This is a genomic window from Clostridiales bacterium, from assembly GCA_017569285.1.
Classification (GTDB): Bacteria; Bacillota; Clostridia; order Christensenellales; family Aristaeellaceae; genus Aristaeella.
Window position 1 is genome coordinate 3,002,302 of the sequence record CP069419.1, and the last position, 9,362, is coordinate 3,011,663.

Sequence of the window (9,362 nt, forward strand, 5' to 3'; positions counted from 1 at the left end):
GCGTAAGTGGAACGAAGACCTGGGTGGACGGTGGAAAGGGCCATGACAACTCCAAGGACGTCACGCTGACACTGAAGCGGACGAGCAAGAAAGCGGGCTCCACGGAAGAGACCGTCAGCGATGCTACGATTTCTTGGAATGGCGACACTTACACATACAGCGACCTGCAGCAGTATGACGCAGAAGGTTATGAGTATGAATACAGTGTTGAAGAAGCTGCAATCGATGGCTACAAGACCGTAAAAGATGATTACAACTTCACGAACACAATCACCGGCACAACCAGCGTAAGCGGAACGAAGACCTGGATTGACGGCGGGAAGGACCATGACAACAACAAAGACGTCACGCTGACACTGAAGCGGACGAGCAAGAAAGCGGGCTCCACGGAAGAGACCGTCAGCGATGCTACGATTTCTTGGAATGGCGACACTTACACATACAGCGACCTGCAGCAGTATGACGCAGAAGGTTATGAGTATGAATACAGTGTTGAAGAAGCTGCAATCGATGGCTACAAGACCGTAAAAGATGATTACAACTTCACGAACACAATCACCGGCACAACCAGCGTAAGCGGAACGAAGACCTGGATTGACGGCGGGAAGGACCATGACAACAACAAAGACGTCACGCTGACGCTGAAGCGGACGAGCTCGAAGGCAGGATCAGAGGAAGAGACCGTAAGCGATGCCACGATTTCCTGGGAAGGGAACAAATATACATATTCAGCCCTGCCGAAGTATGATGCAGAAGGATATGAGTATACCTACAGCGTGACAGAAACCGTTCCGACTGGGTATACGCTCATTCAGGATGGCTATAACCTTACAAACACGATTACTCATGTAAGTGTAAGTAAGGTTGACATTAATGATCAGTATGAACTGCCAAACGCACATATTCAGATCATTGACAGTGCCGGGAAGATTGTCGATGAATGGGATTCTTCGACAGAAGCATATATCATAACCGGTTTGCTGGTAAACGAGGAATATGTCCTGCATGAGACAGTTGCGCCAAACGGTTATACAATTGCCGCGGATACAACGTTCACGATTGACGAAACCGGCATGGTTAAAGTTGGCGAAACGGTTGTGGAAAACGGTCATATCCTGATTGAGGACGCGCCGACCAAGGTGACTGTCAGCAAGACGGATATCACCGGCGAAGAAGAACTGGCAGGAGCCCATATCCAGATCATTGACAGTAATGGCGATGTCATCGATGAGTGGGATTCCACCGATGAACCGTATATCATCGAAATGCTTCTGGTAAACGAGGAATACACACTGCGTGAGACTGTTGCTCCTGATGGCTATGCAATTGCCGCAGATACAACATTCACGATTGATAAAACCGGCAAGGTGACAATTGGCGAAACGGTTGTAGAAAACGGTCATATCCTGATCAAGGATGACCTGACAAAGGTGACCGTAAGCAAGAAGGCCGTGACGGAAGAGAAAGAACTGCCTGGAGCAGAGATCAAACTGCTGCGGAAGGCGACAAGCGCGGACGGCGATGACGCAGACTATCTGGATGATACCAAGGAATATGTGGTTGTCGAAAAGTGGATATCCGGAACGAAAGAACATGAGATCCAAGCTAAGCTGGAACGGAACATTGAGTATATTCTGCGTGAAACAGTTGCTCCCAACGGATATACAATTGCCGCGGATACAAAGTTCTCGATTGACGATACCGGCAGGGTCGTGTCAGGAGGAATGATTGTAGAGAACGGATATATCCTGATTGAGGACGCGCTGACGGAAGTGACCGTCAGCAAGCAGGATATCGCCAAAGGAGAAGAACTGCCCGGAGCGACAATCCAGATCCTAGATGAAGAAGGAAACGTCGTCAGGGAATGGACTTCCGGCAATAAACCTGAAAAGATCAGTGGCCTGGAGATGGGCAAGACGTACACACTGCATGAGGAAGTAGCGCCTCTGGGCTATACAATTGCCGCGGATATGACGTTCAGCATTGATAAGCAGGGAAACGTAAACACCACGGGTACGAAGACCGAAGGCGGAGCGCTGCTGATCAATGACGCGCTGACGGAAGTAACTGTCAGCAAGAAGGATATTGCAAAGGGAGAAGAACTGCCCGGAGCGACGATCCAGATTCTGGATGAAAAAGGAAACGTCATCAAGGAATGGATTTCCGGCGAGAAGCCTGTAAAGATCAGTGGGCTTGAGACAGGCAAGACGTATACGCTGCATGAAGAAGTAGCGCCTCTGGGCTACACGATTGCCGCGGATACGACGTTCAGCATTGACGAGCAGGGCAACGTAAGCACCACGGGTACGAAGACCGAAGGCGGAGCGCTGCTGATTAATGACGTGTTGACGGAAGTAACTGTCAGCAAGAAGGATATTGCAAAGGGAGAAGAACTGCCCGGAGCGACGATCCAGATCCTGGATGAAAAAGGAAACGTCGTCAAGGAATGGACTTCCGGCGAGAAACCTGTAAAGATCAGCGGTCTGGAGACAGGCAAGACGTACACGCTGCATGAAGAAGTGGCGCCTCTGGGCTACACAATTGCTGCGGATACGACGTTCAGCATTGACGAGCAGGGCAACGTAAGCACCACGGGTACGAAGACCGAAGGCGGAGCGCTGCTGATCAATGACGCGCTGACGGAAGTAACCGTCAGCAAGCAGGATATCGCCAAAGGAGAAGAACTGCCTGGCGCGACAATCCAGATCCTGGATGAAAAAGGAAACGTCGTCAAGGAATGGACTTCCGGCGAGAAGCCTGTAAAGATCAGCGGCCTGGAAACAGGCAAGACGTACACGCTGCATGAAGAAGTGGCGCCTCTGGGCTACACGATCGCTGCGGATACGACGTTCAGCATTGATAAGCAGGGCAACGTAAGCACCACAGGTACGAAGACCGAAGGCGGAGCGCTGCTGATCAATGACGCGCTGACAGAAGTAACCGTCAGCAAGCAGGATGTTGCCAAAGGAGAAGAACTGCCTGGCGCGACAATCCAGATCCTGGATGAAGAAGGAAACGTCGTCAAGGAATGGACTTCCGGCAATAAGCCTGAAAAGATCAGTGGCCTGGAGACAGGCAAGACGTACACGCTGCATGAGGAAGTGGCGCCTCTGGGCTATACGATTGCGGCGGATACGACGTTCAGCATTGACAAGCAGGGCAACGTAAGCACCACGGGCACGAAGACCGAAGGCGGAGCGCTGCTGATCAATGACGCGCTGACGGAAGTGACCGTCAGCAAGCAGGATATCGCAAAGGGAGAAGAACTGCCCGGAGCGACGATCCAGATTCTGGATGAAGAAGGAAACGTCGTCAAGGAATGGACTTCCGGCAATAAGCCTGAAAAGATCAGTGGCCTGGAGACAGGCAAGACGTACACGCTGCATGAGGAAGTGGCGCCTCTGGGCTATACGATTGCGGCGGATACGACGTTCAGCATTGACAAGCAGGGCAACGTAAGCACCACGGGCACGAAGACCGAAGGCGGAGCGCTGCTGATCAATGACGCGCTGACGGAAGTGACCGTCAGCAAGCAGGATATCGCAAAGGGAGAAGAACTGCCCAGAGCGACGATCCAGATTCTGGACAGCGAAGGCAATGTCGTCAAGGAATGGACTTCCGGCGAGAAACCTGTAAAGATCAGCGGTCTGGAGACAGGCAAGACGTACACGCTGCATGAAGAAGTAGCGCCTCTGGGTTATACGATTGCGGCGGATACGACGTTCAGCATTGACAAGCAGGGCAACGTAAGCACCACAGGTACGAAGACCGAAGATGGAGCGCTGCTGATCAATGACGCGCTGACTAAGGTCGTCATCAACAAGACGGATATTGCGAATGGTAAAGAACTTGAAGGCGCAATTATCATTGTTCTGGACAGCGAAGGCAAGCAGGTAGATTGCTGGGTGTCCAAGATGAATGAGACGCATGAGATCGAAGGCCTGAAAACCAGCGAAGAGTATACGCTGAAGGAAACTGTAGCTCCGGAAGGCTATACCATCGCAACTGAAACGACCTTCACCATCGATGAGACCGGAAAGGTAACGACGACCGGTACTGTGACCGAAGACGGCGTCCTGCTGGTGGAAGACAGCAAGACCAGCGTCAAAGTGAGCAAGGTCGACATCGCGGACGGCGAAGAACTGCCTGGCGCGACGATCCAGATTATCGACAGCGAAGGCAACGTGGTCGAAGAGTGGGTCTCCACAGATGAAGCCCATACCATCGAAGGCCTGAAGACCGGCGAAAAGTATATACTGCGTGAGACCGTGGCTCCGGAAGGATACACAACCGCGACAGATACGAAGTTCACCATCGATGAGAATGGCAAGGTGACTTCGACCGGATCGGTGACCGAGGATGACATTTTGCTGGTGGAAGATGCGTTGACGAAGGTGGCCGTAACCAAGAAAGACATTGAAAGCGGAGAAGAACTGGCAGGCGCGCATTTTCAGGTGATCGACAATACCGGTAAGGCAGTCGAGGAATGGGATTCCACAGCGACAGCTCATACCATCGAAGGCTTGAAGACCGGAGAAGGGTATACGCTGCGTGAGACGGTGGCTCCGACCGGATATACGGTGACGACGGACATTGCCTTCACGATTGATCAGACGGGAATGGTAATGATTACCGGAAAGCGGAGCGCGAATGCGAACGGAAGTACGGAGATCGTGGTGAAGGACGCCATGACAAAGATCTCCGTAAGCAAGGTGGATATCGCGGACGGCGAAGAGCTGGAAGGTGCAACAATCCAGATCATCGACAGCCAGGGCAAAGTTGCCGAGGAATGGATTTCTGCAAAAGAACCGCATGTGATCGAGGGCCTGAAGACCGGAACCGAGTATACGCTGCGTGAGACGGTTGCACCGGAAGGATATGCAATTGCGGCGGACACGAAGTTCACGATTGACAAAACCGGCAAGGTGACGTCCGGCGGAACGGAAGTTGAAGACGGATATATCCTGATCAAGGATGATCTGATCCGGAAGACCGGAGACCTGGTGATTACCAATACCGTGATCAGCGACGATCCCGCCGACAAGGACAAGGAATTCGAATACACGATCGAGCTGGACGACAAGACGATCAACGGCACGTACGGCGATGTGACATTCGAAGACGGCGTCGCGAAGATCACCCTGAAGGACGGCGAGAAAGCCACCATCACGGATCTCCCGGTAGACACCAAGTATACGGTGACCCAGAAGGATGAAGACGGCTTCACCGTGGAAAAGACCGGCGACACCGGAACGATCAGCGAAGACCCGAGCCAGGCGGATTTCGTCAATACGAAGGAAACCAAGACGGTTGACCTGGTGATCACCAACACCGTGATCAGCGATGACGACTCCGACAAGGAAAAGGATTTCGAGTTCACGATCGAACTGGAAGACAAGACAATCAACGGGACGTACGGTGACGTGACATTCGAAGACGGTGCCGCGAAGATTACCCTGAAGGACGGCGAGAAAGCCACCATCACGGATCTCCCGGTAGACACCAAGTATACGGTGACCCAGAAGGATGAAGACGGCTTCACCGTGGAAAAGACCGGCGACAACGGAACGATCCATGAAGGCTTCGGACAGGCTGATTTCATCAACCGGATTGAGCGGAAAACCCGGACAACCAGCTCCGCGTTGAAGAAGGCCTGGGACGACGAAAACGACCGCGACGGAGTCCGGCCGCTGAAGGTGACCGTAGACCTGCTGGCGAACGGCGCCGTGATCCGGACAATCGACCTGACCAAGGAAAGCCACTGGATGGCAGTGATCCGCAACCTGCCCGAGGCAGACGCAGAGGGCAAGACAATCGCATATACCTGGACGGAACGCGATCCCGGCAGCGGATACAAGCTGACCGGCAGCGTGACGAAAGGAACCCTGACCACCCTGACGAATTCCCGGGATCCGGAAGTGACCGAAATCCGCTTCGAACAGAAGTGGGAAGACAAGGATGACGCATACGGAACACGGCCCGACCAGATCCGCGTTCAGCTGTATGAAGACGGAGAACCGTGCGGGGATGAAGTAATCCTGAACGCCAAAGAAGGATGGAAGCATACCTGGACCGACGTGAAGAAGAACAGAGGCGGCCGAGAAACCGTGTACACGGTGAGAGTGCTGGACGTGCCGGACGCATACCGGTCGGTAACGACCGGAGACGCCGGCTCCGGATTTGTGAACACCAGCGCAGTGGAGCGCGGCAGCCTCGTGATCCGGAAGACATTCGACATTGAGATTCCGGAAAAGGAGGAAACACCGGAAACTGAACTGCGGGATATCACCGTACGGAAGGTATGGGAGGACAACGACAACCGGGACGGCAACCGCCCCGAAAACGTGACAGTCCACCTGCTCGCCGGCGGCGAGAAGATCCGGACGGCAGTGCTGAAGGCAGAAAACGGATGGAAGTACACCTTCACCAACCTGCCGAAGACTGCACGCGGCAAAGGGATCACCTACTCCGTAACGGAGGACCCGGTGACGGATTACATCTGCAAGGTGAACGGATTTACGATCCGGAACATCTACCGGCCTGAAACCACCACGGCCACCGTACGGAAGGTATGGGATGACGACAATAACCGCCAGGGAATCCGGCCAAAGAGCATCCGCATGACGCTGAGCAACGGAAAGACTGTTACCCTGAACAAGGCCAACGGCTGGCAAGCCACCATTACTGGACTGCCGAAGCGGCTGAACGGTCAGGAAGCCCGGTACACATGGACGGAACAGAACGTCCTGGGCTACCAGCTGCAGAGCGTCAGCACGACCGGCACCGTGACCACATTCACGAACGAGCTGTTCCGGATTCCTGAGATTCCGGAAAGCATGAAGCCGAAGAAGATGCCGTCCGGCACATGGAAGGTCTTCGAAGGATATGATACCCCCCTGGGTGTCGAGACGATCATCAACCACGTCGGCGACTGCTTCGACTGATCCAAAAACAAATTCCCTTAAGCGCCCGAATGGGCGCTTTTTTGTGCCTCCGGACAACCAGTTACCCGGCAGTTTCGCTTTTCCGAACAATCCGGCAGGGAACACGCGGCACGGGAAACGTTTGCGCTTAACATTTTAGTAATATTCATCCAATAAGGTTCGGAAAACGGCCGGAATCAGCAAGCACAGGCAAATCATTGTTTATATTTGAGTTGTATGTTGAAATAAAGACAATATAGTGATATACTATAATTTGAAATAGTATTGAAGAAACCAGACAAAAAAACGGGGATAAATACGAAGAACGAATGAACAGATATGACGATTCGTTAACAACCATAACCTGATCCAGCCAGAAATGCAAACGTTTGACATCTGTCAGGAAATGAAAAGTCCGAAAAACAAGGCGAAAAGCAAAGCAGATCATGAAAACGTTATTATTTATCGCCTCAGAGCCCCAAATTTGCACGCCAAAAGATGGACAACTGTTGGACACACTATGCTACGGTATATACGTTAAAGAAGAAACGCAACTGAAATTCAGGGATAAACCGAGCAAAACAATCTTGGGAGGAAGACCAATGAAGAAGACCTGGAAGCAGTGGATTGCAATCGCCTGTGTACTTTCGATGATCGCGTGCATGCTGCCCGCCATGACCCTGGCGGAAGACGGCGTGGCAACGCCGACCGACCTGACACCCGTTCCGGAAGAACCGGCGGGAGAAGAGCCAACGAAAGAACCAGGGGAAGAAACGATTCCCGGATCGGGAATCCCGGAGCTTCTGTTTGGCATTCCCGGATATAAAGGCACCCTGAAGGCAGGCGAGGATTTCACCATTGTCCTGCATTCAGACCGGTATGCCAACATCCTGGTGACCCTGGTGCTGAGCCCGAAGAACGGCCAGCCTGCAGACACCGAGGGAGTGAAGGTCCTCTTCAATGAAAAGGATAAGAAGCTGGTCCGGGTCGAAAAGGAAGACGCGGACAGCGGCAGCATTGACCTGCAGTTCGAAGCCTATATCGCTCCGGATACCGATTACATCTTTGTGATCACATCCCCGTTTGATGCAGACTTCACCCTGACAGCCGTCCATTGGAAAGAGGCAGCTGCGGAGCAGGAGGACGGGGACGAAGAAGAACCCGCAGAAGAAGAACCCGCAGAAGAAGAGCCCGCAGAAGAAACCAAAGACGAAGAACCTGTGGACGAAGAGCCTGAAAACGTGGAAAAAACAAACGAAGAAGAAACCAATCCGGAAGAGCCGAATGATATCACCATTACGGAGATTATCGAAGAAGAAAATACCGTCCATGCCTGGATCAGCACCGAAGATGACCAGACCGGAGAAACCATTACCCTGAAAGCAAACGCCGAACCGGAACTGGACGGTGTGCCGACCTGGTATGTACGGAATGAAGAAGTGGAAGAGGGCGCCTGGAAGAAAGCCGGATACGGCAGTCACCTGACGATAGAAGCCGCCGAAGGCAATGAATACCGCTTCGTGCTGCAGGACGGCACCGTGAGCGAAACGTTCCGGCTGATCATAGCTGCTGAAGAAATCCCTGAGGATCTTCACGAAGAAACGGAAGATGCCGAAGAAGTAGAACAGAATCCTGATGAAGATAATACCGATCCGGAAGGTGAAAGCGAGGATGCGCTGACAGAAGAGTCCGAAACTCCTGCAGAACTGGAAGAAACTGCAAATGTGGAAGAACCGGATGAGAACGAAGACGCTGAAGAGAAATCCGAAGGCGCTGAAAATGCAGATGTAACTAACGAAGAAGAGAATAAAGACAGCGAAGAGGAAACACAGGAAGAGGAACGGGAGGAAGAGCCGGAAGAGGAGGCTGAAATCCTGCCGGATCCTGAAGAACTGCTGGCGCTTGGTTATTACGGAACCCAGGTGGTTATGAGCAAAGGCGCGGATGTTTACGAAAGCACGGAAGAAGGCGCTGAGCCGGTGGAACATCTGGAAGCCGGAACCGAGCTGTGGGTTATTCCCACAGAGACAGAAGGCTGGGCGGAAATCTACAGGACAGACGAAGAAACCCCGGTCCGGTACATCCGCTGGGATGATGTGATCATTAACCAGAAGCCCGAAACGGAAGATGAGGAAGAGGAAGAAGAACTGCCGGCACGAAGTGTTGAGGTTACATCGTCACTTTGGGGCATGCTCTCGATACCGATCGGAACCGAGATTACGATGAAAGCGGAACTGATCAATTTCAAGGATGATGATATCTGCACATTCCAGTGGCAGTATCGTCCGGAAGGGGCAGACGCGTTTATCGATATCGGGGATGCCAACGAGCTGACTTATGTATATTACATTGATGAAGAGAATTTCTACTATACCTGGCGTCTGATTGTTATTGTCGCACAGGGAGAATGAAAAACAATCTGACAGCGTCCGGAAGACA

2 protein-coding genes are annotated in these 9,362 nt (G+C 52.5%); both read left to right on the forward strand.

Translation table 11 applies throughout. The features are described 5' to 3' along the window. Positions 1–23 precede the first annotated feature (23 nt). Positions 24–6,944 (forward strand): Cna B-type domain-containing protein, encoded by a 6,921-nt coding sequence (locus JNO48_13290; GenBank protein QTE68143.1) that lies wholly within the window; start codon positions 24–26, stop codon positions 6,942–6,944. A 581-nt stretch (positions 6,945–7,525) separates the two neighbouring features. Further along, positions 7,526–9,334: a hypothetical protein gene (locus tag JNO48_13295; protein QTE68144.1), complete on the forward strand. Its 1,809-nt coding sequence runs from the start codon at positions 7,526–7,528 to the stop codon at positions 9,332–9,334. Positions 9,335–9,362: the final 28 nt, after the last annotated feature.

Excerpts from the sequence above, each read along its gene's own strand:
- JNO48_13295 (QTE68144.1), top strand. The coding sequence starts at position 7,526 with ATGAAGAAGACCTGGAAGCAGTGGATTGCAATCGCCTGTGTACTTTCG.